This window comes from Paracoccus kondratievae, assembly GCF_009301415.1.
Lineage (GTDB): Bacteria > Pseudomonadota > Alphaproteobacteria > Rhodobacterales > Rhodobacteraceae > Paracoccus > Paracoccus kondratievae.
The window spans coordinates 647,370-670,229 of record NZ_CP045072.1 but is presented as its reverse complement, the minus strand read 5'-3'; the positions used below and the strand labels follow the sequence as shown (position 1 = coordinate 670,229).

21 protein-coding genes are annotated in these 22,860 nt (G+C 62.7%); 7 read left to right on the top strand and 14 right to left on the bottom strand.

Annotated elements, in window-relative coordinates; genetic code table 11:
- Positions 1 to 32 precede the first annotated feature (32 nt).
- Positions 33 to 1,853 carry an ABC transporter transmembrane domain-containing protein gene (locus tag F8A10_RS03405; protein ID WP_010398104.1) on the top strand — a complete coding sequence of 607 codons (1,821 nt, stop codon included), beginning with the start codon at positions 33 to 35 and terminating at the stop codon, positions 1,851 to 1,853.
- 93 nt (positions 1,854 to 1,946) lie between these two features.
- Here F8A10_RS03405 and F8A10_RS03400 read toward each other — a convergent pair whose 3' ends face one another.
- Positions 1,947 to 2,531, bottom strand: a complete 585-nt coding sequence (locus F8A10_RS03400) for a CAP domain-containing protein (protein WP_227493405.1) — start codon at positions 2,529 to 2,531, stop codon at positions 1,947 to 1,949.
- A gap of 80 nt (positions 2,532 to 2,611) precedes the next feature.
- Between F8A10_RS03400 and lysM the strand changes: the two genes are divergently transcribed.
- The 4 genes from lysM to F8A10_RS03380 all read left to right on the top strand — a co-directional run bounded on the left by lysM (position 2,612) and on the right by F8A10_RS03380 (position 7,204).
- On the top strand, positions 2,612 to 3,100 hold the full coding sequence (gene lysM / locus F8A10_RS03395) for a peptidoglycan-binding protein LysM (RefSeq protein WP_152366679.1): 489 nt from the start codon (positions 2,612 to 2,614) through the stop codon (positions 3,098 to 3,100).
- A 148-nt stretch (positions 3,101 to 3,248) separates the two neighbouring features.
- Positions 3,249 to 5,135 (top strand): acyl-CoA synthetase, encoded by a 1,887-nt coding sequence (locus F8A10_RS03390; RefSeq protein ID WP_193668182.1) that lies wholly within the window; start codon positions 3,249 to 3,251, stop codon positions 5,133 to 5,135.
- 321 nt (positions 5,136 to 5,456) lie between these two features.
- Positions 5,457 to 6,380, top strand: coding sequence for a glycosyltransferase family 61 protein (locus F8A10_RS03385; protein WP_010398200.1), 924 nt, complete (start codon positions 5,457 to 5,459; stop codon positions 6,378 to 6,380).
- Positions 6,377 to 7,204 (top strand): glycosyltransferase, encoded by an 828-nt coding sequence (locus F8A10_RS03380; RefSeq protein WP_227493404.1) that lies wholly within the window; start codon positions 6,377 to 6,379, stop codon positions 7,202 to 7,204. The genes F8A10_RS03385 and F8A10_RS03380 overlap by 4 nt, the downstream gene beginning before the upstream one ends.
- 53 nt (positions 7,205 to 7,257) lie before the next feature.
- Here F8A10_RS03380 and ettA read toward each other — a convergent pair whose 3' ends face one another.
- The 3 genes from ettA to rimO all read right to left on the bottom strand — a co-directional run bounded on the left by ettA (position 7,258) and on the right by rimO (position 11,287).
- Positions 7,258 to 8,913, bottom strand: coding sequence for an energy-dependent translational throttle protein EttA (gene ettA / locus F8A10_RS03375; protein WP_010398205.1), 1,656 nt, complete (start codon positions 8,911 to 8,913; stop codon positions 7,258 to 7,260).
- 70 nt (positions 8,914 to 8,983) lie between these two features.
- On the bottom strand, positions 8,984 to 9,841 hold the full coding sequence (locus tag F8A10_RS03370) for a sulfotransferase family protein (RefSeq protein ID WP_152366676.1): 858 nt from the start codon (positions 9,839 to 9,841) through the stop codon (positions 8,984 to 8,986).
- A gap of 78 nt (positions 9,842 to 9,919) precedes the next feature.
- On the bottom strand, positions 9,920 to 11,287 hold the full coding sequence (rimO, locus tag F8A10_RS03365) for a 30S ribosomal protein S12 methylthiotransferase RimO (protein WP_193668180.1): 1,368 nt from the start codon (positions 11,285 to 11,287) through the stop codon (positions 9,920 to 9,922).
- A 106-nt stretch (positions 11,288 to 11,393) separates the two neighbouring features.
- Here rimO and F8A10_RS03360 point away from each other — a divergent pair, with 106 nt between their 5' ends.
- Positions 11,394 to 11,867 (top strand): hypothetical protein, encoded by a 474-nt coding sequence (locus tag F8A10_RS03360; protein WP_227493403.1) that lies wholly within the window; start codon positions 11,394 to 11,396, stop codon positions 11,865 to 11,867.
- 54 nt (positions 11,868 to 11,921) lie between these two features.
- Here F8A10_RS03360 and F8A10_RS03355 read toward each other — a convergent pair whose 3' ends face one another.
- From F8A10_RS03355 to F8A10_RS03335, 5 genes are all read right to left on the bottom strand, one after another.
- Positions 11,922 to 12,683 (bottom strand): ABC transporter permease, encoded by a 762-nt coding sequence (locus tag F8A10_RS03355; RefSeq protein ID WP_010398213.1) that lies wholly within the window; start codon positions 12,681 to 12,683, stop codon positions 11,922 to 11,924.
- Positions 12,680 to 13,609, bottom strand: a complete 930-nt coding sequence (locus F8A10_RS03350; protein WP_085501197.1) for an ABC transporter ATP-binding protein — start codon at positions 13,607 to 13,609, stop codon at positions 12,680 to 12,682. The genes F8A10_RS03355 and F8A10_RS03350 overlap by 4 nt, the downstream gene beginning before the upstream one ends.
- Before the next feature lie 102 nt (positions 13,610 to 13,711).
- Positions 13,712 to 14,479, bottom strand: a complete 768-nt coding sequence (locus F8A10_RS03345; RefSeq protein ID WP_152366675.1) for a lysophospholipid acyltransferase family protein — start codon at positions 14,477 to 14,479, stop codon at positions 13,712 to 13,714.
- Positions 14,479 to 15,408 (bottom strand): cell division protein FtsX, encoded by a 930-nt coding sequence (locus F8A10_RS03340; protein WP_010398219.1) that lies wholly within the window; start codon positions 15,406 to 15,408, stop codon positions 14,479 to 14,481. Before F8A10_RS03340 ends, F8A10_RS03345 begins: the two co-directional genes overlap by 1 nt.
- Positions 15,405 to 16,079, bottom strand: a complete 675-nt coding sequence (locus tag F8A10_RS03335) for a cell division ATP-binding protein FtsE (RefSeq protein ID WP_010398222.1) — start codon at positions 16,077 to 16,079, stop codon at positions 15,405 to 15,407. Before F8A10_RS03335 ends, F8A10_RS03340 begins: the two co-directional genes overlap by 4 nt.
- Positions 16,080 to 16,202: 123 nt before the next feature.
- Here F8A10_RS03335 and F8A10_RS03330 point away from each other — a divergent pair, with 123 nt between their 5' ends.
- Positions 16,203 to 17,162, top strand: coding sequence for a zinc-ribbon domain-containing protein (locus F8A10_RS03330; protein ID WP_152366674.1), 960 nt, complete (start codon positions 16,203 to 16,205; stop codon positions 17,160 to 17,162).
- Between the two features lie 3 nt (positions 17,163 to 17,165).
- Here F8A10_RS03330 and F8A10_RS03325 read toward each other — a convergent pair whose 3' ends face one another.
- The 5 genes from F8A10_RS03325 to argH form a co-directional block, all read right to left on the bottom strand.
- Positions 17,166 to 19,679, bottom strand: coding sequence for a DUF4175 domain-containing protein (locus F8A10_RS03325; protein ID WP_152366673.1), 2,514 nt, complete (start codon positions 19,677 to 19,679; stop codon positions 17,166 to 17,168).
- 90 nt (positions 19,680 to 19,769) lie between these two features.
- On the bottom strand, positions 19,770 to 21,035 hold the full coding sequence (lysA, locus tag F8A10_RS03320; protein ID WP_010398227.1) for a diaminopimelate decarboxylase: 1,266 nt from the start codon (positions 21,033 to 21,035) through the stop codon (positions 19,770 to 19,772).
- Positions 21,035 to 21,310, bottom strand: a complete 276-nt coding sequence (locus F8A10_RS03315; RefSeq protein WP_010398229.1) for a DUF2834 domain-containing protein — start codon at positions 21,308 to 21,310, stop codon at positions 21,035 to 21,037. The genes lysA and F8A10_RS03315 overlap by 1 nt, the downstream gene beginning before the upstream one ends.
- Complete coding sequence (locus F8A10_RS21025) at positions 21,291 to 21,446, bottom strand: hypothetical protein (protein WP_176224497.1); 156 nt, start codon at positions 21,444 to 21,446, stop codon at positions 21,291 to 21,293. Before F8A10_RS21025 ends, F8A10_RS03315 begins: the two co-directional genes overlap by 20 nt.
- Positions 21,443 to 22,852, bottom strand: a complete 1,410-nt coding sequence (argH, locus tag F8A10_RS03310; protein WP_152366672.1) for an argininosuccinate lyase — start codon at positions 22,850 to 22,852, stop codon at positions 21,443 to 21,445. The genes F8A10_RS21025 and argH overlap by 4 nt, the downstream gene beginning before the upstream one ends.
- Positions 22,853 to 22,860: the final 8 nt, after the last annotated feature.

The window sequence follows — 22,860 nt, the reverse complement described above, 5'->3', positions numbered from 1 at the left end:
AGGCACCATCGGGGCGCCCGAGGGGAGAAGACATGGCACGCGGACCCAAACCCATCGCGGACCGTCCGACGACGAAACGCATCAGCGCACTCAGGGCGCTTGGCCCTTTCCTGTGCCCCTATCGCGGGCTGGTCGCGGCCGCCCTTGGCGCGCTGACGCTGACGGCGACGATCAGCCTGATCCTGCCGCTGGCCGTGCGCCGGGTGGTCGATGGGTTTGACGGCGGCGCAGGCATGCTCGACCAGTATTTCGGCGCCGCGATGATCATCGTCGTGCTGCTCGCTATCGGGACGGGGATGCGCTACTTTCTTGTCACCCGGCTGGGTGAACGGGTCGTCGCCGATATCCGCAAGGCAGTTTTTCAGCGCGTCATCGGGCTGAGCCCCGCGTTCTACGAACGGGTCCTGACCGGCGAGATTATCAGCCGCATCACCACCGACACGACGCTGATTCAATCGGTCATCGGCTCATCGGTGCCAATCGCGCTGCGCAACATCCTGCTGCTGATCGGTGGCGTGGCGATGCTGGTCTGGACCTCGGCCAAACTGTCGGGTCTCGTATTGCTGTTGGTGCCGCTGGTGGTCGTGCCCATCGTCGTGCTGGGCCGGCGGCTGCGCAAACTGTCGCGCGAAAATCAGGACTGGATCGCCCAATCATCAGGCGCGGCCTCCGAGGTTCTGCTTTCGGCACAGACCGTGCAGGCCTTTACCCATGAAGGCCCGACCCGCGCACGTTTCAACGAGGTGACCGAGCGCGCCTATGACTCGGCCATGAACCGGGTGCGGACGCGCACGGCGATGACAATGATCGTGATCTTCCTCGCCTTCTCGGGCGTGCTTGGCGTTCTGTGGATCGGCGCCCGCGATGTGCGGCTAGAGGTGATGACCGTTGGCCAACTGGTGCAATTCGTCATCTACGCCGTTCTGGTCGCCGGGGCCGTAGGCGCTCTTTCCGAGATCTGGGGTGAGCTGCAACGTGCTGCCGGCGCGACCGAGCGGCTGAGCGAACTGCTGACCGCCGAAGACACGCTGAGCGATCCTGCCGATCCGGTCACCCTGCCCCAGCCAGTCAAGGGCGCGATCCGGTTCGATGACGTCACCTTCCATTACCCCTCGCGCCCCGACCGCTCGGCTTTGGACGGCGTGACGCTGGACATCCGCCCGGGTGAGACGGTTGCGCTGGTAGGCCCCTCTGGGGCGGGCAAGACCACCGTGATCCAGCTGCTTTTACGGTTCTGGGACCCTGATGCGGGACGGGTGCTGATCGACGGCATTGATCTGCGCGATATGGCCCGTGCCGATTTCCGTCAGTCCATCGCGCTGGTGCCACAAGACCCGGTGATCTTTGCCGCTACCGCCCGCGAGAACATTCGTTTTGGCCGCCCCGATGCCTCGGATGCCGAGGTCGAGGCTGCGGCCCGCGCAGCCCATGCCGACGATTTTCTGCGCGTGCTGCCCGAAGGCTATGACAGCTATGTCGGCGAACGCGGCGTGATGCTGTCAGGCGGGCAAAAGCAGCGCATTGCCATTGCCCGCGCCATCCTGCGCGATGCGCCGATCCTGCTGCTGGATGAGGCGACCTCGGCCCTGGACGCCGAATCAGAACTGCTGGTCCAACATGCGGTCGATGAACTGTCCCGTTCGCGCACCACGATCATCGTGGCCCACCGTCTGGCAACAGTGAAAAAGGCCGACCGTATCGTTGTCTTTGACGGCGGCCGGGTGGTGGCACAGGGCCGACATGATGAACTGGTCGCCGAGGGAGGGTTATACGCCCGACTGGCGCGGCTGCAGTTCACCGCAGGTCCAGCGGACGAAGAGACACCCGCAGAAGCCGAAACAGGGGCCGGTTAAACCCGCCACCCAAAGCAAATCGCAACTGACGCCCGCGACGCCTTCAGGGTATGCGGGCGTCCATCATTGCGACCGGCCAGCGTAGCGCGCTGCTCAACGTGGTGCGCTAAAAACCGCCGCCCAATACACGGTCTTGCCATCCGGCCCGACCGCCCGGCCGATACCGTAATGCCTAACCTGCGGCAGCAGGATATTGGCGAGGTGCCCTGGCGATTGTGACCATGCTGCCAAAACCTGCTCTTGCCCCCAGGGGCCGGCAGCGATGTTTTCGGCGGCAATGCGGGGCCTGTACCCTTCTTTCTTCAACCGCTGCATCGGCCCCGAGGTCGCACTGCCGCGATGCGTCATCTGACCGCGCCGGGCCATGTCGCAGGCGTGGCGGGCGGCAGCGACGGCCAGATCGCGGTTGGGCTGCAGCGAGGACAACCCGCGGGCTTTGCGCAATGCGTTGGTCGCACTGGCAGCTGCCTGATTTTCCTGCACCGACGTTTCATAGCAGGTGACCTGCCCGGCCCTGGCCTCTGCAGGTTTGGCGGGTACGGGCCCAGCCTCCCCCGCAACGGCAGGAGCCGTCATGGCGGGTAGAAAAACAAGCAAAGACATAATCTTACGTGAAATTTTCAACATCTGGCACCCTTTGAACTGCTGCAATTTACGAAACGCAGCCGGGACGTTCAACCTGAGGTTGCCTAAATTTCTCTGGAACCGTGGCTTCGGCAAAACGTTGCCGCTAGAATGCAGTTGGAAAGGAATATCTCATGGCGATCTGGGATTTCGTGAAGGATGCCGGCAAGTCGCTGTTCGGGTCAGAGGCAGAGGCACAAGAGGCCCCCTCGCAGCCCGCGCAAAGCGACACCGACCGCAAAGTGGCGGCGCTCAAGGCTGAGCTTGCCTCACTGGGGCTGACGGCCAAGGACGTGCACCTGACGCTGCGGGGCGATACGGTTGTGATCTCGGGCAAGGCGCGCGATCAAGAGACGCTGGAAAAGCTGATTCTCGCGGTCGGCAACATCAAAGGCATCGCACGTGTCGAGCTTGCCGAAGGCGCGGGTACCGAGACCCCGGCACCACAGGCCGCCAAACCCGTGTTCCACACCGTACAAAAGGGCGAAACCCTGTCGGCCATCGCACAGAAATATCTGGGCAAGGCAAACCGCTATAATGAGATCTTTGAGGCGAACCGCCCCATGCTAAGCCATCCCGACAAGATCTATCCCGGCCAGACGCTGCGTATCCCCCAGAACTAAGGGGTCCCGACACCGCCAGCGCGGTTGCGACGCTGCGTTTCCCCCCGGATTAGCGCTGCGGAATGCTTGCCAGCATACTGATAGTTGGACCATTCTGCCTGTAAGTGGGGCACTGCCCCGGGGGGAAAACTGGGAGGTCTGAGAAATGGTGGTCAGGTTTGCAGGCGTCGCAGACCGCGATGCGGTCGAGACGGAGATGCCCTATGCGCAACGCATCCTGCCGGGCACACTGTATCAGGCGCTGACCGAAACCCGGGACCGTCATCCTGAACGCCCCGCGCTTAGCTTTCAGCTTTTTTCGGACCCGACAGCCCCGGCGCGCACCCTGAGCTGGACTGAACTGCACGAGCGTGTGACCGAAACCGCGAACCTGTTTCGCGAACTAGGGGTCGGGCCCACGGACGTCGTGGCATATCTGCTGCCAAACTGTCTTGAAGCGCCGATCGTGCTTTTGGCCGGTGCAACTGCGGGTATCGTGAACCCGATCAACCCACTGCTGGAGCCCGACCACATCGCCTCAATCCTGCGGGAAACCGGCGCCAAGGTCCTGGTGACGCTGAAAAGCTTTCCCAAATCCGACATTGCGCAAAAAGCAGCCGCGGCCGTTGCGCAAGCGCCCAATGTGCAAACGGTGCTTGAGGTCGATCTGCGCGGCTATCTGACCGGGTTAAAGCGCCTGCTGGTGCCTTTGATGCGTCCCAAGGTCACCACGCGCCACCACGCCAAAGTGCTGGATTTCGAGGCTGCCGCCAGCGCGCGTAAACACAACCGCCTGACCTTTGACGAACCTGCCGGAGACCGGGTCGCCGCCTATTTCCACACCGGCGGGACCACCGGTATGCCCAAGGTCGCGCAGCACAAGCAATCGGGGATGATCTACAACGGCTGGCTGGGCGGCACGCTGCTGTTCACCGAAACCGATGTGCTGATGTGCCCGCTGCCGATGTTCCACGTCTTTGCGGCCTATCCGGTGCTGATGTCCTGTCTGATGTCAGGCGCTCAGCTTGTGATGCCGACACCGGCTGGCTATCGCGGCGAAGGTGTCTTTGACAATTTCTGGAAGCTGATCGAGCGCTGGCAGGCAACCTTCCTGATCACCGTTCCGACTGCCATCGCGGCACTGATGCAGCGCCCGGTAAACGCGGATGTTTCGTCGCTTCGCACCGCGATCTCGGGCTCGGCACCCCTGCCGATCGAGCTGTACAACCGTTTCAAATCCGCCACCGGCGTCGAAATCGCCGAAGGTTACGGCCTGACCGAGGCGACCTGCCTTGTCTCATGCAACCCCATTGACGGGCTCAAGAAGGTCGGCTCGGTCGGCATCCCCCTGCCCTATACCCACATCCGCATCCTGCAGCGTCAGAATGGCGGCTTTCGGGAATGCGGCATCGAAGAGGTCGGCGAAATCTGCATCGCCAACCCGGGCGTTTATGAGGGCTCGACCTATACCGAGGCCGACAAGAACCGCGACCTGTTTGCCGAAGGGCGCTTTCTGCGCACGGGCGATCTGGGGCGGATGGACGCCGACGGCTATCTGTGGATCACTGGCCGGGCCAAGGACCTGATCATTCGCGGCGGCCACAATATCGACCCGGCAGAGATCGAAGATGCGCTGCTCTCTCATCCCAAGGTCGCTGCCGCCGCAGCCATCGGCCAGCCCGACAGCTTTGCTGGCGAACTGCCCTGCGCCTATGTCGAGCTGGTCGCCGGGGCCGAGGTCGCAGAGGACGAGCTGATGCAGCACGCGCGCAGCCACATCCACGAACGTGCTGCGGTGCCCAAACATATCGAGATCCTGCCCGAACTGCCCAAGACTGCGGTCGGCAAGATTTTCAAGCCTGACCTGCGCAAGCTCGCAATCGGGCGCGTCTACAACGAGATGCTGAAAAGCGCGGGCCTTGCCGCCGAAGTGGCCGAGGTGATTGATGACAAAAGACGGGGTCTCGTCGCGCGGATCAAAACGACGGGCGAAGTGGACCGCGATGCTATGGCCAAGCTGCTTGGCCAGATGGCGCTGCCATGGGAATGGGCCTGAAGCTGCGTTGCAATTAAACCCTGTGGCGCGCGGCCTTTCGCCATGCGCCAATTTGGGTTGCACAGCCAGGTATATATTGCCAAACAAGGGCAAAGTCGGGGGAGACCTGTCTCTCACCGACGAATCGATGTGTTATAATTTGAGAGAGTAAACGTGAGCGAGCCTTGTCCTCCGCTGCCTGATCAGGGTTGGTCCAGAGAAACAATCACTCTCGCAGATGCGATTGTGGCCCCTCCCAAGGAATCCCGCCCCCGAACCCCTAGCGGCGTGTGGAAGGACGGTGACATCCCCGAGGCAGCCCAATGGCGCGGAGCCGGGCGCATGTCCCTTGCCCTTGAAGAAGCGCCCGAACCGACCGCAAAGCTTGAGGGGCATTATCTTTTTGCCGGGATGTATTATGGCCATTTCGGCCATTTCATCTCTGAGACGATCAGCAGGCTTTGGGCGGCCAACAACGATTATGACGGGATAATCTTTACCCCAAAACACGCCACCCTGACGCATTTCAAAAAACCCCACCGCGAGCTTTTCGATATTTTCGACATCAAATGTCCGACCCTGGTGGTCGGTGAGCCGACACTTGTCGAAAAGCTGACCATTCCCGGTCAGGGGTTCGGTCTGGGCGACATCGCCTTCGGGACCGAAGAATACCGCAACTTCCTGCGCAATACCGTAGGCAAGGTTGCTCCGAACGGACCGGAAAAAATCTATATCTCGCGTACCAAGTATATCGCGAACGGCGGGCTTTTGGCCGAAGCTGTGCTTGAGGAAAACCTCAGCCGTGCCGGCTATGTTCCGGTTTTCCCCGAACAGTTGTCCTGGAAAGATCAGTTCGCGCTTTACCGCGCGGCGCAAAAGATCATCAGCCTTGACACTTCGGCCCTGCACATGGCCGGCATGGCAGCTGATCCCGGCAAGGAGATCGCCGTCATCCTGCGCAGAAACAACGCTGAACATCACAGCATGCGCCTGCAACTCAGCGGTATGATGGGCAAGGATCCGCTGCTGATCAACAGCCTCGTGGCAGAATATCTCGAACCCGGCAAGAAACCCAACCATAACAGCTGGGGTCATGCGGATTTTGGCGAGATCCGTACCGCTCTGATCGAGCATGGCTTCCTGACTGCTGACGATCCGTGGGATATTCCCACTGATGAGACCATCCAGGCCGACGTCGCCGAGGCCGAACGCCGCGCCGGGAAAAACCTTGTACATTCACCGATTAAAGCACGGTTCGCGGTATGACTAGAAAGATGACGATTGTCGGCATATGCCGATTTTCCATGATTGGCCGGGGCGACTGGAAAGCCTATCGCAACGTCGAGGACAAGGACCTCGAACCGATCTTCAAGGAAAAAGAGAAAGAGCTCTTTAGCGAAGAGCGCATGGCCGCCCGCTTTGAGACCTTTGAGCAGCTGACTCTTGCCTCTCTGGACGCTCAGACCGACCCGGATTTCAAACTCCTGGTGATCTCTTCGGACCGGATGCCCAAGACCTACCGCCAAAAGCTGCAGACCCTTTGCGACGCGCGACCCTATGTCGAACTGCGCTTTGTCCCGCCGATGCATGTTGCGGACGCGCAGATCAAGACACTCGAAGAGATGGGCCTTGAGCTCAAGGATTGCTTGCAGTTCCGTCTGGACGACGACGATTGCGTCTCAAAGGATTATATCCGCAAGCTGCACAAGCACGGCGACACCCTTTGGAAAGCCCATGGTGCCTTTGCCGTCAGCTTCCCCACCGTGATCTATTCGGTCATTGATGGGCCGACGCAGGGGCTTTACCGCTGGTTCAATCCCTTCCTCGGCGTGGGTGTGGCGGTACGCCACCCGCAACGCACCGTCTTTGGTTTTGCCCATTACCGCATTCCGACGGTAATGGTTGCCCTGACCGACCCCTCGGTTCCAAGCATCGTGACCCATTACGGGATGAACGATACCCCGCGCCACGCCAAGGAAATTCTGGCGAAACGTGGCATGAAAAAAGCCTCACGCGAAGAGCTGGACCGCATAATCGAGCGGCACTTCGACTTTCTCCAGGGCCAGGGGGCGAAAACCGCAGGTCTTTGACCCGGTCACAATACCGCAAAAAAGAAAAGGGGGCGTTTCCGCCCCCTTTTTTTCTACCGGGTGAACTTCTTGTACTTCACCCGCTTTGGCTCGACTGAATCCGGGCCAAGGCGGCGGATCTTGTCAGCCTCGTAATCCTCAAAGTTGCCCTCGAACCACTCGACATGGGCATCGCCCTCGAACGCGAGGATATGGGTGCACAACCGGTCAAGGAAGAAGCGGTCGTGCGAGATGATGACGGCGCAACCAGCGAAATCTTCAAGCGCCGCTTCCAGCGCCTGCAACGTCTCGACGTCAAGGTCGTTGGTCGGTTCGTCCAGCAGCAGCACGTTGCCGCCCGATTTCAGCAGCTTGGCCATATGCACGCGGTTGCGTTCGCCGCCCGAGAGCAGGCCAACCTTTTTCTGTTGGTCACCGCCCTTGAAGTTAAAGGCCGAGCAATAGGCGCGGCTGTTCATCGAGGCGTCACCCAGCTCGATATGTTCGGCCCCACCCGAGATTTCTTCCCACACGGTCTTGTTGGGATCAAGCGCGTCGCGCGACTGATCGACATAGCTCAGCTTGACGGTGTCGCCGTAGGTGATCTCACCAGCATCAGGCTGTTCCTGTCCGGTCAGCATCCGGAAAAGGGTGGACTTACCGGCACCGTTCGGGCCGATCACGCCAACAATACCGCCCGGCGGCAGGCTGAAGGACAGGTCCTCGATCAACAGCTTGTCGCCCATGGCTTTGCGCAGCCCGTTGACCTCGATCACCTTGTTGCCCAGCCGTTCGCCGTTCGGAATGATGATCTGGGCGCGGGTCAGTTTTTCACGCTCGGACTGGCTGGCCAGTTCGTTATAGGCGTTGATCCGGGCCTTTTGCTTGGCTTGACGTGCCTTGGCGCCGGCACGGATCCACTCCAACTCGCGCTCAAGGGTCTTGTGACGCGCCTTGTCCTCACGGGCTTCCTGCTCAAGCCGCTTGGCCTTTTGTTCCAGCCAGCTTGAATAATTCCCTTCGTAGGGAATGCCGCGGCCGCGGTCGAGCTCAAGGATCCAGCCGGTGATATCGTCCAGGAAGTACCGGTCGTGAGTCACGATCAGGATGGTGCCGGGATATTCGATCAGGTGCTTTTGCAGCCAGGCAATCGTTTCGGCGTCCAGGTGGTTGGTCGGTTCGTCAAGCAGCAGCATGTCCGGCTGTTCAAGCAGCAGCTTGCACAGCGCCACGCGCCGCCGCTCACCCCCTGAAAGGCTTTCGACATCCGCGTCATCGGGCGGGCAGCGCAGGGCCTCCATCGCCACGTCGATCTGGCTGTCGAGATCCCACAGGTTCTCGGCGTCAATTTCATCCTGCAGGCGCGCCATTTCCTCGGCCGTCTCGTCCGAGTAGTTCATCGCCAGCTCGTTATAGCGGTCCAGTTTGGCCTGCTTGGCCTTGACGCCCTCCATGACGTTGCCACGCACGTTCAGGCTGGGGTCCAGTTGCGGCTCTTGCGGCAGATAGCCGACGGTTGCGCCTTTGGCGGCCCAGGCCTCGCCGGTAAAGTCCTTGTCGATCCCGGCCATGATGCGCAGCAGCGTCGACTTACCGGCACCGTTGACGCCGACAACGCCGATCTTGACGCCGGGCAGAAAGTTCAGGCGGATGTTTTCAAAGGTCTTCTTTCCGCCCGGATAGGTCTTGGACACCCCGTCCATGTGATAGACATACTGGTAGGAGGCCATGATCGTTCCCCGTCTCTGAAATTCGTGAAGTTGGCCGCTATGTAGTCGAGCCGGCAGGAAAGGGAAAGTCTCACCGGAATTGGCTGACGAATTCCGGGCCAAACTGACGTTCAAGGAATTCGAACTGCGGCTCAAGCTTTTCGCGCAGCCGGGCGCGGGCCTTGTCGGGCACCACCAGCGCATGACCCGAGGCAAAGACTTTCTTGCCCATATCGCGATAGTCATGAGGGTTAAGGCCGAAGAAATCTTCGATCTGGCGCAGCACGCCCAAGGGGTCACGGGCAATCCGGCCAAAGGGCAGATAAAGCAACTGGTCGGGACCGAAATGCCCGCTCCAGCGCGGGACATAGCTCAGGTAGTCACCGCGCTGCATCAGGACCGGATCCTCGACCTCTTGCAGCCACTCCTCGACCGTCGCGGGTTTGCGGCCCTTGCGGGTAAGGTTCATCTTAAGCTGCGAAATCGCGCGGTCCACCGGATGGCGGATGATATAGACGAACTTGGCGCGCGGCAGGAACTTGGCCACGAAATCAACGCCCTCCTGCGGAAGGGTCGAATATTCGGGCGTCACATCAATCGCCTTGGTTCCCGCAGGCGCAGGGGCAAAGACCAGCTTGTACCAATGGTTCGTAAACATGGGCTGGCGCGTCACGCGATCCATGTAACTCACCACCTCGGCCGGGACTTCCTGCCCGCGCGAGGTCCAGCGTTTCTCGATGTTCTGACGGCTGCGGCGGAAATGCCAGGGCAACCATTTGCGATGTTCTTCGATAAAGCGGTGGTTAAAGAACTGCGCTTCCTTGAAGGGTGGCGTCCACACACCGGGATGCTGCGACAGCATCTGCGACAACCACGTCGTGCCGGCTTTTTGGGCGCCAATGCACAGGAAATCAGGTTTGCGAGGCTTGCCTTCAGGATCCCAGTTCATCTGTTCCGCCGTACTGCGCCTTTTTCACCCCTGATAAGCCAGCGCGCCCAAAGTCACAACCTGCGCGAGTATTGCTGGCTATATCCTGCCCCAGAGATCGTATTCGCTTGCCTCATCCACGGTGACAGTGACGATATCGCCGGGTGAGAGCTCTGCAAAGCCTTCGTCTATAAAGAGGTTGCCGTCAATCTCGGGCGCATCGGCCTTGGTGCGACAGGTCGCGCCTTCTTCGTCGATGCTGTCGACAATGACATCAAGCCGCTGGCCGACTTTGGCCGCAAGCCGCGCCTGCGAGATCGCCTGCGCCTTTTGCATAAAGCGGTCCCAGCGTTCCTGTTTGACCTCATCTGGCACGTGATCGGGCAGATCGTTCGCCCGCGCACCCCTGACGTTTTCGTATTGGAAACAGCCAACCCGATCTAGCTGTGCCTCGTCGAGCCAATCCAGCAGTGTCTGGAACTCTTCCTCGGTCTCGCCGGGATAGCCAACGATAAAGGTCGAACGCAGGGTGATATCGGGGCAGATGGCGCGCCATGCCGCAATCTCGTCCAGCGTCTTTGCAGCCGCGGCAGGCCGGGCCATGCGGCGCAGCGTCTCGGGGTGGGCGTGCTGGAAGGGAATGTCGAGATAGGGCAGCACCAGCCCCTCGGCCATCAGGGGGATCAGGTCGCGCACATGCGGATAGGGATAAACATAGTGCAGCCGAACCCAGACACCAAGCTGACCCAGATCGCGGGCCAGGTCGGTGATATGGGCGCGATGGCCGCGTTCGGTCGCGAATTTACGGTCCAGCCCATAGGCCGAGGTGTCCTGCGAGATGACCAGTAACTCGCGCACCCCTGCCTCGACCAGCTTTTCGGCCTCGCGGATCACGGCATGGGCCGGGCGACTGACCAGACGGCCGCGCATATCGGGAATGATGCAGAACTTGCAGGCGTGGTTGCAGCCCTCGGATATCTTCAGATAGCTGTAATGGCGCGGCGTCAGCCTGACGCCCGAGGCCGGAAGCAGGTCGATGAAAGGGTCGGGGCTGGGCGGTACCGCCTGATGAACGGCATCCAGCACCTGCTCATATTGCTGCGGTCCGGTCACCGCCAGCACGCTGGGATGTGCGCCAGTGATATATTCCGGTTCGGCGCCAAGGCAGCCGGTGACGATGACCTTGCCATTCTCGGCCAGAGCCTCACCGATCGCTTGCAACGATTCCGCCTTGGCGCTGTCCAGAAACCCGCAGGTATTCACGATCACCGCACCCGCGCCCTTATAGTCGGGGCTGATGGCATAACCCTCGGCGCGCAGGCGGGTCAGGATGCGCTCACTATCCACCAGCGCCTTGGGGCAGCCAAGGCTGACCATGCCAATGGTGGGCTGGCCCTCTCTTCGACTGGTGTCAAAGATGGGCGCAGGGGCTAGATCGGGGCGCAACAGGGGCGGGTTCTGGCTCATGCGCGGCATATAATGCGGGTCGCGGCGCTTGTTAAGCGCCAAGCGTTGCTCGCCGGAACGTCATTTGGTCCTGGGCGTTCGGCAGGGCATAGCAAAGGACATGAAGATGCGCCTTCTTACCAACCGCCTTGCTGCCGCGCTGGCCCTGATGCTGGGGCTTGGCGCCACGATCACCGCCCTGCCCGGGATGTCCGAGGCTCAGGCCCGTGGCCGGGGTCAGCCTATCGTGATCATGAACGACAAGGGCGGCAATGTCGTAAAGACGATCCGCCACCGCAACCGTCTGGTTGCCAGCGGCCGCCCGGTCGAAATCCGGGGCTATTGCCGCTCGGCCTGCACCATCTACATCACCATGCCCAATGCCTGCCTCAGCCCCAGGGCGACGGTCGGCTTTCACGCCCCGCGCCTGCCCGGCACCACCATTATCCCGCCGGTGGTCGATGAGTTGATGGCCCAGTTCTATCGCAACGGCATCCTGCGCAAATGGAACAGCGAGTGGAAATATTCGCTCAAAATGCACAAGATCTCGGCCCGGGAATATGTGCGGCTGGACCCGCAGACCCGCCTGTGCCGCAAATAAAAAAGGGGCGGCCTGCGCGGCTGCCCCGATCGTTAACCCCCTGCCCGCTGGCGGTCATTCCCGCAGGCGCCATCCTGTCAGAAAGATCCAGCGGATGATTGCCATGCAGATCAGGATCATCAGCCCCACTGCGATAAGCGACAGCCCGACCGGCACATCGGCAAGACCGAAAAAACTCCAGCGAAAGCCCGAGATCAGGTAAAGCACCGGGTTCAGCTTAGCGACCCCTTCCCAGAAAGGCGGCAGCATCGAGGCCGAATAGAAAGCGCCGCCAAGGAACACCAGCGGCGTGATGACCATCATCGGCACGATCTGCAGCTGTTCAAAGTTCTTGGCCCAAAGCCCGATGATAAAGCCCAAAAGCGAAAACCCAAGCGCGGTCAGGAACAGAAAGGCCAGCATCCAGAACGGATGCGCAATATGGACGCCGTTGAACCAAAAGCTGGTCAACAGGATCACCAGCGCGATCATCACCGCCTTGGTGGCAGCCGCACCGACAAAGCCCAGCGTCACCTCGATCCAACCGGTCGGAGCAACAAGGATCTCATAGATCGTTCCCGAAAATTTCGGGAAATAGATGCCGAAACTGGCATTGGCCACCGATTGCTGCAGGACGGTCAGCATCATCAGCCCCGGCACGATAAATGCGCCATAGGGCACGCCCTCAATCGCCTGGATCCGGCCACCGATAGCCGCACCGAAGACGACGAAATACAGCACCGTGGACAGCACCGGCGAGGCGAGCGATTGCCAGACCGTGCGGAAAAAGCGCGCCATTTCATGGCCAAAGATAGCGCGGGCGGAACGCCAGTTCATGCGGTTTCCTCCTCGAGCAAGGACATGAAGATTTCTTCGAGGCTGCTTTGCTTGGTCGATACATCGCGCACGGCGATGTCACGTTCAGCCAGATCGGCCAGCAGGCGGGCGATGCCGGTACGCTCGGCGCGGGTGTCATAATCATAGCCCATCTCACGCCCATCCGCCGAAAGCGTCAGACCCCGCGCCGCAAGTTCGGCCGGCAGGGTCGCAAGCGGCACGTCCAGCGCGATGGTCAGATGTTTTTTACCGAATTCTCCCATCAGCTCATCCTTGGGCTTGACCAGCAACAGCTCGCCCCGGTTGATGACGCCGATACGGTCAGCCATATCCTCGGCCTCTTCCAGATAATGCGTGGTCAGGATGATGGTCACGCCGTCGTTGCGCAGTTCCTGCACCACCTGCCACATTTCGCGCCGCAGGGTGACGTCGACCCCGGCAGTGGGTTCATCCAGAAACAGCACCTTGGGCCTGTGTGACAACGCTTTTGCAATCAGCACCCGGCGCTTCATCCCGCCCGACAGTTCGCGTGTGCGGGCATCGCGCTTGTCCCAAAGCGCAAGGCTGCGCAACAGCTTTTCAATATAGGCCTCGTCCGGCGGCGCACCGTAAAGGCCGCGGGTAAAGCGCACGCAGTCGATAACCTTTTCAAAGGGCTCGAGTGCGATTTCCTGCGGCACCAGCCCGATAAGCTTGCGCGCCGCGCGCCAGTCCCTGCGAATGTCATGCCCGCCGACGCGCACCGTGCCACCGCTTGGCACGACAAGCCCGCAGATGATCGAGATCATCGTTGTCTTGCCCGCTCCGTTCGGGCCAAGCAGAGCAAGGATCTCGCCCTCGCTGATCTGCAACGAGACATCGTTCAGCGCCACCGTGCCGCTGTCGTAGCGCTTGGACAAATGATCAATGTCGATGATCGGACGCATTCCGTCCTCCTGTTTCGGCCCAAAGACCCGCGAATCCGCCGGGCAGGTTGGACCGCAACCGCCGGTCGGTGCAATGGTAAAACGTTTTGGCCTGACCCTGCGTCAGCCAGCCGGGCGAACGCCGCCCGCCTCGGCCAGCAGGCGATCGCTGGCGCTTTCAATACTGGCCTCAAGCGCCTCCATCACCTCGTCGGCACGGGGACCAGCAGGCAGCGGGGGCAGGAATTCGATCACCGTGGTACCGCCACGGACCGGAATACCGCGCTTGGGCCAGAACAGGCCACAGTTCACCGCAACCGGATGGACAGGCAGGCCGGTGGCCCGCTGAATCAGCGCCGCGCCATGCTTGTAGGGCAGCTTATGTCCCGGACGGGTCCGGGTGCCCTCGGGATAGATGATCAGCTGACCCAGCCCCTCGGGGCGGGCGCGGGCGATCTCGATCCCAGAGATGATCTGCTTCATCGCCTCTTTGCCGCGGGCGCGGTCGATGGGAATGCAACCGACCTTACGGGCAAACCAGCCCATGATCGGCACGCGCAGCACCTCGCGCTTCATCACGAAAGCGCGGCGGGGACAGGCGCGGGCCAACGCAAGAATGTCGAGAAAGCTTTGATGCTTTGAGGCGACGATACAATCGCCCACCGGAGGCGTGCCGCGATATTCGACCCGCACCCCAAGGATCAGCCGCGCAGCACCCAGCATCTGGCCCAGCCAGACGCTTGCGACACGCTGGGCGCGTTCCGGGCGGACCAGCACCTGCGGCAGGCCCCAAAGGCCCAGCACCAACGTCACCAGCGCCGCGTAAAGGTAGTAGATCACCGTCAGCGGCCAGTCGAGAACCGGGGCTTTCCGCGGGTGATAAAGGCTCATCAGCGCACCTCGCGCAGCATCTTCAGCGCCGCCCAACGCGTGGCGACAAATCCGATCCCGGCAGCGCAAAGCGGGATCAGCAACGGCCAAAGCCAGCCCCAGCCATGAAAGCCAAGCCCGGTCAGGAACCCACCCGCCTGATCGACCGAGGGCAGCGCCCAGATCGCCGCCATGCCCAGCACCATACCTGCGACGGACCCCATGGCGGCGCGACGGGTAAAGCGGCGCACAAAGGCCGTGGCGATGGTGATGTCGCGCGCACCGATCAGCCGCAACACCCGGATCACCTGCCCGTTCGCCGCCAGCGCCGCCTTGGCGGCCAGTGTGATCATCGCCCCCGAAGCCGCCGCGATCAGCAGCAGTGAAAAAAGCCCAAGCACGCGCAACCGCGTCGCGGCCGAGACCAAAGGCTGGCGCCAGCGGGTATGATCGTCCAGCACCGCGCCCGGCGCCTCACCCTGCAGACGCAGGCGCAGCGCCTCGGCGTCAAAGCCGTCGCGGTCCTCGGTCACTTCGATCAGCCGGGGCACGGGCAGCGCCTCGACCGGGACGTCAGGACCAAACCAGGGCTCAAGCAGCTGTTCGACCTCGCTGTCGGGCAAAAGCCGGGCTTCGGCGATACCGGGCGTGGTCTTGAGCACCTCCATCACCGTGGCGGTCTGCTCATCAAGCTGATTTTCGGGGGCTGCGATTCGTACAGTCACGGTCTGCGCAAGTTCGGTCGACCACCGCTCGGCCAGACGTCCTGTCGCCAGCGCCAGCGCCAGCGCAAAGACCGCCAGAAAGGCCATGGCTGCAGCCGAGAACACCGTCAGCTGCGCGGTGAACCCGGTCGGAGGCACGACGCGATCGGTTCCCGCCGGGTCAGGGCGGGTCAGCCCGCGCCACAAGGTCGCCAGATCCAGCGATTTCAGGTCGGGTTTCTTCACAGGTCCGCTCCTGCCAGTTGCAGCCTTTTGCCCGCGATACGCAGCACCCGCGCCTGCACCTGCTGTTTGGCAGCACGGATCAGGTTCAGGTCATGGGTGGCAATCAGCACCGCCTTGCCCGAACGGTTCAGCTCGATCAAGAGCTGCAAGAGCCGCATCGACATATCCCAATCAAGGTTGCCGGTCGGTTCATCCGCCAGAATCAGGTCGGGCGACATGATGACGGCACGGGCAAGCGCCGCGCGCTGCCTCTCACCCCCCGACAGTTCGGGCGGCCGGGCGCGAGCGTGGCCCGAAAGCTGAACCCAGGCAAGCAGATCCCCCAGCGCAGCCATATCGACCTGCTGACCCGAAACGATCAGCGGCAGAGCGATGTTTTCAGCCACCGGCAGGTGGTCCAGAAACTGGGTATCCTGGTGCACCACCCCGACCCGGCGACGCAGCGCCGCAATGCCATCGCGCGACAGGCCGCGCACATCCTGACCAAAGGCGGTCATCCGCCCGGCGGTCGGCAAAAGATCGGCATAACAAAGCCGCAGGAATGTCGTCTTGCCCGCCCCCGACGGGCCGGTCAGGAAATGGAACGAGCCCGGCTGTAGTGTCAGCGACATATCGGCCAACAGCGGATCGTTGCCGCTGTAACCGAAGGACAGGTTCTGCATCTCGATCACTGGTGGTCCCTTTCCGTGCGGGCTGCTTGGCGCGCGGTTCCTGGCTTGATAGAACAGTCCCGCGGCGAATGCGAGACGCCCGCATCATCGAAACAGCCCCGTCCGGAGCCGAAAGACCCGCCCATGCGCCTTACCTGCCCCCGCTGCGCGGCTCAGTACGAGATCGCGGAATCTGCCATTCCCCCTGCGGGACGCGAGGTCGAATGTTCGGCCTGCGGACATGTCTGGCGTCAGGCAAGGGCGGAAAAATCTGTGGTGAACCCTGTCCGCCCGCTGTCGGCCACGGCATCAGCGGGGGGCGATTCCGCCACCTCTGCGGTATTGAGCAGGCCGCTGGACGAATCGGTTCTGTCAATCCTGCGCGAAGAGGCTGAGCGTGAAATGCGTGCCCGCGCCACCGAACAGCGTGCCGCTGCAGCCGATCACAATCCCGCGACAGCCGAGCCTGAACCCCATCAGAAACCGCCCGCGACCGCCCCCGAGATCCCGGAAGCGGTCGAGCCAGCCAGTGACTGGCCCGCAACCACGGTGACCGGAACCGAATCTGCACCACCCGTCGACAAGCCGACGAGCCATCCAGCCGGGCAACCAGATACCCCCGCTCCCACCGAACCCGCGGAAACCATGCAGGCCGGGCCCGAACCCGACTGGCCCGACTCGATAGCCCCGGCTTTGCCCGATGCCGAAGAGCTGGCGGCGACGCTGACCCGTCCGCTTATCCAGCCCTCAGCAGCACCGGACAACGCCGAGGCCAGTTACCCGGCAAAAGATGAGGATGAGGCGCCCGTATCTCTGGGCAGCCCCCTGCTTCGCCCTGCGGCAGAGATTGAGCCAGCGGCTGTAGAATCGGCACCCTCACCGCCGCGTCCTGCGCCTGTACCAGCACTGATCCCGCAGCCGCGCCGCTCTTCGGGCTATGGCGCGGGCTTTGGTCTTGCGGTGCTTCTGGCATTGGGACTTGTTGCGCTTTACGCGCTGACGCCCCGGCTGACGGCGGGCACCGAAGGCGGCATTCTGACCGAATGGCGTGAACAGGTCGATCGCGGCCGACTTTGGCTGCACGACCGCATTCTTGGCGAATAGCCCTTAAAAATTCTCCAGCAGACGGCCCAGATAATCACGCTCATCCCGCGGACGCTCTCGTTCGCCGCTGCGGCGGCGGATCTCGTCCTGCAGCTCGCGCGCCTTGCGTGAGGGGTCCGTCCCCTCGGCCAGAGGATCGCCGGTTGTGATTGAGCCACCATCGCCCGACAACGACCGGCCCAGAGGATCGGTCTGCGGACGGCGGTCATAGGGCTGCGCCAGCCCGCGCTGACCGCGCGGATCGCCCGACGGCCCCTCGGGTCCATCCTGCTGGCCGCCCTGCTGTGGCGCGCCCTCCTGCCCCTGCTGCTGATCACGCGCCATCATGTCGCCAAGCGCGCGCATACCCTCACGCATGGATTGCAGGGCCTGCGCCTGCCCCTCCATCGCACCCCCTGCATCACCGCGACGCAAGGCATCCTCGGCCTCTTCCATCGCGCGCCCGGCCTCGTCGAGCTGACGCCGTGCCTCTTCGCCCTGAGGCGTGCCGCGACCGGGCAAAAGACCGCGCTGCCGGCCCAGGTCCTCGCGCAGCGCACGCTGACGGTCGGCAAGCGACTGGTTTTCCTGATCGCCTTGCTGGCTCTGCTGGTCCTCACCCTGCATCCATTGACCGAACTGGTTCTGCATCTGGCGCATCGCCTCGTCGGCCAGCTTCTGCTGGTCTCGCAGCGTCTCGGCCAACCGGTCCGAGGGCCGCTGACGACCACCCGAGCCGCCCTCGGACTCGGTCACGCGCATGTTCTGCATCATGCGGTTGAACTGTTCGAGCAGCTCTTGCGCCTCGGCCATACGGCCTTCGTTCATCAGGCGCTGGATCTCATCCATCATCTGCTGGATCTGGTCGCCGGTGATGGTCTGATTGTTCTGGGGTGAGCGGTCGAACCGTTCGGAAGGATCCGTGCCCTGCTGCTGCGCCAGCATATCCAGATATTCATCGGTCGCCTGTTTCAGCTCATTCATCAGGCGCTGGACCTCATCGGGGCTGGCGCCATTGCGAATCGCCTCCGATAGCCGCTCTTGCGCCTGCTGCATCCGCTCAAGCGCATCGGCAAGCCCGCCATCCTCAAGCGCCACCGCCGCATCCCACAGGACCTGCGCCAGCTTGTTGCGTGCTTCTTCGGTCAGTTCACCGGATTCGAGCGTACCGATAACGCCGTGCAGACCCTGATAAAGCTCCTGATCCATAAAGCCGTCGGGCTGCCAGCTTGCCGCACGCAGGATCTGTGCACTACGGCGCATATTCTCGCGCGACCACAGCAGATCACGCCGCACTTCGATCAACGCGGCCGCAAGCGGATCAAAAAAGCGCCGCCCGGGCAGGATCATCTGCATCGGGGCCGAGACGCCCTCTTGCGCGATCCCGTCCTCGACCTTCAGCGAGATGATAACAGGCAGGTTCGCCCAAGGGTGGCGCGACAGGTCGCTGACCAGCCGCCCCCGGATCTCATTGCGATTGCCGCTTGCAGGCAGAGGCAGATCAAGCGCCACCGCGTCGCGCGGCTCAGGCTCAACCGCAAGGCCAAAGCGGCGATCAACCGCGGCAAGGTTCAGCGTGATCACAGCCTGCCCCGCCGCTATGCCATTGTCGTCACTGGCAGTAAAATCCTGCACCAGACGCCCGTCAGCGCGCCGTTCGGGTGCCTTGCCGGGCTGCACCTCGGGCGCAGCATCGGGCAGAACGGTCACATCGAAACGGCGGCCCGAAACCTCGATCACGCCGTCACGTTCAGCCATGAATTCTGGTGCGGCAGGGTCGCCATCCGGCACCGCAGCACCAATGTCCTGCGTGATCTCGCCCCCCTCGCCATAAAGCCGGAAGCTCAGCTTTGAACCTTTGGGCAGTTCCAGCAACTGCCCCTCGGGCAATGCGTTCAGGTAAAGCGTCGGGCGGCGGGTATAGGCTGGCGGCTCGGCCCAGCCCTCCCATGAAGGCGCGGATTCAGTCTCTGGTCGTTCGGCAAGCTGGGGGCGAAACGTCGCGCCAAGGGCAGCAAGCCCCTGTCCCAGCTGACCTGCCGGGGCAAAGACCAGCGCCATGACCAGCGCCACCATCCCGGCAAGCCGCAACCCGGCGGGATCGCGCCAGCGCAGCCGCGCATCAGGTGCGACTGGCCGCGCGGCAAGGGCAGTGGCCCGCATCCGCGCAAGATGGGCGCGCCACAGCGCATCCGCCCCCTCATCCCCGGCACCGACTGCAACGCGGTCACGCAGGGCGGACAAGGGACGTCCGGGCAGGGTAAGATCAACGCGCAGCCGCGCTGCCTCGGCCGAAGGGCGGCGAAAGCGCCAGATGCCCCAGCCCGCCGCCGCGACAACAGCCAGTGCGACAAAGCCAATAAGCCACAAAAGCGCGCGTGATGAGAAAAGATCGGTCACGCCAAAGGCCAGCGCCGCAAGCGTCAGCGCAACGATCAGCGCCAACGGCCAGAAGGCGGCGGCCAAAGCCTCCCACCACATGCCGGCGCGGGTCAAAGCGACCGCGCGCGCGATCCGGCGCTGTTCAGCTGGCGTCATTGCCCTGCCCCCTCATTCTTTCGTGGACAAATATCCCACGAAGGCCCGGGAGAGTGGACCCCCTGGCCAGAGCGGCACGGGATTGAGCGATCAGAGCCATTCCGGGATGGTATCGCGTCCCAGCATTTCCTCAAGCGTCGGTCGCGCACGGATGACGGCGAATTGATCGCCATTGACCAACACCTCGGGCACCAGCGGGCGCGAGTTGTACTCCGAGGCCATCACCGCTCCATAGGCCCCGGCCGAGCGCAGCGCCACCAGATCTGCGGGCGCCAGTGTGGGAAGCTGGGTCCCCTTCTGGAAGGTGTCGCCGGTTTCGCAGACCGGACCGACCACGTCGTAGGGCGCAACCTCGGTTCCCGGCGCAGCCTCGCGCACCGGAACGATGTCGTGATGGGCCGAATACATCGCCGGACGGATCAGATCGTTCATGGCGGCATCCAGAATCAGGAAATCCCGCCCCTCACCCTCTTTCAGATAGATGACCGAGGACAAAAGTATACCGGCATTGCCCGCGATATTGCGACCGGGCTCAATCTCGATCTCGCAGCCCAGATCGCCAACCGCATCGCGGATCACCTGTCCGTATTCGATGGGCAGAGGCGGCGCGTTATTGTCGCGGCGATAGGGAATCCCCAGCCCCCCGCCCATATCGAGCCGGGTGATCTGATGTCCGTCGGCGCGCAGCGCGCGGGTCAGGTCGGCCATTTTGGCATAGGCCTGCCGGTAAGGTTCAAGATCGGTCAGCTGGCTGCCGATATGCATGTCGAGGCCGACCACCTTTATCCCGGGCAGACGCGCGGCATTGGCATAGACTTCGCGCGCGCGGGCGATTGGAATGCCGAACTTGTTTTCCGATTTGCCGGTGGCAATCTTTTCATGCGTCCTGGCATCCACGTCGGGGTTGACACGCACGGCGATCGGCACCTCGACCCCCATCGAAACTGCAACGCGGGACAAAACCTCAAGCTCGGGCTCGGATTCGACGTTGAACTGGCGGATGCCGCCTTCCAGCGCCATGCGCATCTCGGCCTCGGTCTTGCCGACGCCTGAAAAGACGATCCGTTCGCCCGGCACGCCCGCCGCCCGCGCCCGGGCGTATTCCCCGGCCGAGACGATATCCATGCCCGCGCCCAGGTCACCCAGAAGCTTGAGCACAGCGATATTCGAGTTCGCCTTGACCGCGAAACAGACCAGATGATCGGTCCAGTTCAGCGCCTGCTGGAACAGCCGGAAATGGCGGGTCAGCGTCGCGGTCGAATAGACATAGACCGGGGTTCCGACCTCGGCCGCGATACGGCTCAGCGACACCTCTTCGGCATGAAGCCAGCCATCGACGTAGTTAAAGTGATCCATCAGGCGATCCTGCGAGAGCGGATGAATAAATAAAGCGGCAGCGCGCAACCAAGTCCCAGCGCCAGCGCCGGCAGCGTCAGAAGCGCGATCCAGTTGCGGCGTTGCATTGTCTCGATCACACACCAGAAGGCCAGCGTAGCATGAGCGACAAGATCCGACCCCCCGGCCCCACGCCACAGCACTTCGCCCCGCCATAACGCCAGGGCCGCGCCAAAAAGCGTAAGCCCCGCCCAGACCAGCCGGACCGGTGTCAGCTCAGAGCTTCGAGACGACACCGATCTGCGCCTCTCCGCTGATATGCAGCCCCGGTTCGGGGGTGGATTCGGGCCGGGTCGGCGGGCCATCCACACCGCAGGCGGCCAGCGTGGCCAAAATCAGCGCGAACAGCGCAAACAGCAGGGGTTGCGTCATGCGATCTCTCCCAGTTTCTGCTTCCAGCGCGCGATCTGGGCGCGAACCTGCGCCGGAGCGGTGCCGCCATAGCTGGTGCGCGAGGCGACGGAATTATGCACGCCAAGCACGCCATAGATATCCGCGGTGATTGCGGGATGGACCGACTGCATCTGCTCAAGCGACAGATCGGGCAGGTCGATCCCCTGTTTCTCGGCCATGGCAACCAATGCACCCGTGACGTGATGGGCATCGCGGAAGGGCAAGCCGGCCTCGCGCACCAGCCAGTCAGCAAGATCGGTCGCGGTCGAGAAACCCGCCCCGGCAGCCGCTTCGAGCCGCTCGCGGTTCGCGGTCAGGTCCGACAGCATCCCTGTCATCGCCGCCAGCGCCAGCATCAGGTTGTCGGCGGCGTCAAAGACCTGTTCCTTATCCTCTTGCATGTCCTTGGAATAGGCCAGGGGCAGGCCCTTCATCACCACGAACAATGCCACCGCTGCGCCAAGAATGCGGCCGATCTTGGCCCGGATCAGCTCGGCCGCGTCGGGGTTCTTTTTCTGCGGCATGATCGACGAGCCAGTCGAGAAACGATCCGACAGCGTGACAAAGCGGAACTGGGCCGAGGACCAGATCACCAGCTCTTCGGCCAGCCGCGACAGATGGACCGCGCAGATCGCCGAGGCCGAAAGGAACTCCAGCCCGAAATCCCGGTCGCTGACCGCATCGAGGCTGTTCGCCATCGGCCGGTCAAAGCCCAGCGCCCGCGCCGTCGCCTCGCGGTCGATGGGAAAGCTCGTCCCGGCAAGCGCCGCCGCACCAAGGGGCGATTCATTCATCCGCCGCCGCGCATCCTCAAAGCGTGACAGGTCGCGGCCGAACATCTCGACATAGGCCATCATGTGATGACCCCAGGTAACGGGCTGGGCGGTCTGCAGGTGGGTAAAGCCCGGCATCACCCAATCCGCGCCCCGCTCGGCCTGCGACAAAGCAGCGCGGATCAGCGCGCCAAGCCCCTCGATTGCCGCATCGCATTGCCCGCGCACCCACAGGCGAAAATCGGTCGCCACCTGATCATTACGCGAACGGGCCGTGTGCAGGCGGCCCGCCGGCTCTCCGATCAGCTCTTTCAGGCGTGATTCCACGTTCATGTGGATATCTTCCAGCGCGGTCGAAAAGGGAAAATCGCCCTTCTCGATCTCTGACAAGACCGTGAGCAGCCCTTCCCCGATCGCCTCGGCATCGCTAGTGCTGATGATGCCTTGCGCGGCAAGCATCGCAGCATGGGCGCGGCTGCCCCGGATGTCCTGGGCATAAAGCCGCTGGTCGAAGCCGATCGAGGCGTTGATTGCCTCCATGATCGCGTCCGGGCCTGCGGCGAAACGTCCGCCCCACATCTGGTTAGCGGTGCTGCTGGGCTGCTCGGTCATGACTTGTC

Excerpts from the sequence above, each read along its gene's own strand:
- F8A10_RS03405 (WP_010398104.1), top strand. The coding sequence starts at position 33 with ATGGCACGCGGACCCAAACCCATCGCGGACCGTCCGACGACGAAACGC.
- lysM (WP_152366679.1), top strand. The coding sequence starts at position 2,612 with ATGGCGATCTGGGATTTCGTGAAGGATGCCGGCAAGTCGCTGTTCGGG.
- F8A10_RS03385 (WP_010398200.1), top strand. The coding sequence starts at position 5,457 with ATGTCCCTTGCCCTTGAAGAAGCGCCCGAACCGACCGCAAAGCTTGAG.
- F8A10_RS03380 (WP_227493404.1), top strand. The coding sequence starts at position 6,377 with ATGACTAGAAAGATGACGATTGTCGGCATATGCCGATTTTCCATGATT.
- ettA (WP_010398205.1), bottom strand. The coding sequence starts at position 8,913 with ATGGCCTCCTACCAGTATGTCTATCACATGGACGGGGTGTCCAAGACC.
- F8A10_RS03370 (WP_152366676.1), bottom strand. The coding sequence starts at position 9,841 with ATGAACTGGGATCCTGAAGGCAAGCCTCGCAAACCTGATTTCCTGTGC.
- rimO (WP_193668180.1), bottom strand. The coding sequence starts at position 11,287 with ATGAGCCAGAACCCGCCCCTGTTGCGCCCCGATCTAGCCCCTGCGCCC.
- F8A10_RS03360 (WP_227493403.1), top strand. The coding sequence starts at position 11,394 with ATGCGCCTTCTTACCAACCGCCTTGCTGCCGCGCTGGCCCTGATGCTG.
- F8A10_RS03355 (WP_010398213.1), bottom strand. The coding sequence starts at position 12,683 with ATGAACTGGCGTTCCGCCCGCGCTATCTTTGGCCATGAAATGGCGCGC.
- F8A10_RS03350 (WP_085501197.1), bottom strand. The coding sequence starts at position 13,609 with ATGCGTCCGATCATCGACATTGATCATTTGTCCAAGCGCTACGACAGC.
- F8A10_RS03345 (WP_152366675.1), bottom strand. The coding sequence starts at position 14,479 with ATGAGCCTTTATCACCCGCGGAAAGCCCCGGTTCTCGACTGGCCGCTG.
- F8A10_RS03330 (WP_152366674.1), top strand. The coding sequence starts at position 16,203 with ATGCGCCTTACCTGCCCCCGCTGCGCGGCTCAGTACGAGATCGCGGAA.
- F8A10_RS03325 (WP_152366673.1), bottom strand. The coding sequence starts at position 19,679 with ATGACGCCAGCTGAACAGCGCCGGATCGCGCGCGCGGTCGCTTTGACC.
- lysA (WP_010398227.1), bottom strand. The coding sequence starts at position 21,035 with ATGGATCACTTTAACTACGTCGATGGCTGGCTTCATGCCGAAGAGGTG.
- F8A10_RS21025 (WP_176224497.1), bottom strand. The coding sequence starts at position 21,446 with ATGACGCAACCCCTGCTGTTTGCGCTGTTCGCGCTGATTTTGGCCACG.
- argH (WP_152366672.1), bottom strand. The coding sequence starts at position 22,852 with ATGACCGAGCAGCCCAGCAGCACCGCTAACCAGATGTGGGGCGGACGT.